Origin of the sequence: Asticcacaulis sp. YBE204 (genome assembly GCF_000495855.1) — a bacterium.
Lineage (GTDB): Bacteria > Pseudomonadota > Alphaproteobacteria > Caulobacterales > Caulobacteraceae > Asticcacaulis.
The window spans coordinates 1-915 of record NZ_AWGF01000036.1 but is presented as its reverse complement, the minus strand read 5'-3'; the positions used below and the strand labels follow the sequence as shown (position 1 = coordinate 915).

Below are 915 nucleotides of genomic sequence, written 5' to 3'. Positions count from 1 at the left end.
AACTACGAAGGGTAAAACCATGATGTTAACGCTGGGCCTGTTTGTTTTTATGCTGCAGACGCTGCCGTATCAATCCATGAACCGCAACGCGGAATATCGCTGGCCGAGCAACGGCCGCGTTGGCCTGCGCCCGGCGGCGCAATTTCTGGGGATGGATGAGGAAAAAATTACGCTGTCCGGGGTGCTGCTGCCGGAGATCACCGGCGGCCGCTGGTCACTGCTGACGCTGCAACTGATGGCCGAGCAGGGCCGGGCGTGGCCGCTGATTGAAGGCACCGGCACGATTTACGGCATGTTTGTGATCGAGTCGATTTCTGAAACGCACTCCGAGTTTTTCGCCGACGGCAGCCCGCGCCGCACAGAGTTCACGCTCAACCTGAAGCGGGTCGATGAATCCCTGTCGGCGATGTTTGGCGATCTGCGCCAGCAGGCCGGGGAGCTGTACGATAAAGCCGGAGAGATGGCCGGGAAGGCCGCCGGTGCTATGGGAGGATTGTTATCATGATCACCGGCGTAAGCCTGCCAGCAGGGGCGCGAGTTGCCCCGGATTTTTCGCTGTTGCTGCAGGATAACGACATCACGCAGAACATCCGCAAGCGGCTGATTTCTCTGTCGCTGACGGATAACCGGGGCTTTGAGGCTGACCAGCTCGACATCGAGCTGGACGACAGCGACGGACTGATGGCGATGCCTCAGCGCAATGCGGTGCTGTCGCTGGCGCTCGGCTGGCAAGGCTCGCCATTGACGCCAAAAGGCCAGTTTACGGTCGATGAGGTCGAACACCGGGGCGCGCCGGACACGCTGACTATTCGCGCGCGTAGTGCGGATTTTCGCGGCTCGCTGAACACCCGGCGCGATGAGTCCTACCACGACACCACCCTGGGCGACATTGTGCAGAAGGTGGCTGCGCGCAAT

General features: G+C 60.9%; 1 protein-coding gene and 1 pseudogene. Both read left to right on the top strand.

The features are described from left to right. Window positions 1-505: phage tail protein (locus AEYBE204_RS39190; protein ID WP_235068284.1), on the top strand; the 505-nt coding region annotated here is incomplete at its 5' end. Continuing rightward, window positions 502-915, top strand: a pseudogene (locus tag AEYBE204_RS39185) (hypothetical protein); the annotation flags it as partial. The gene AEYBE204_RS39190 and the pseudogene AEYBE204_RS39185, both read left to right, overlap by 4 nt.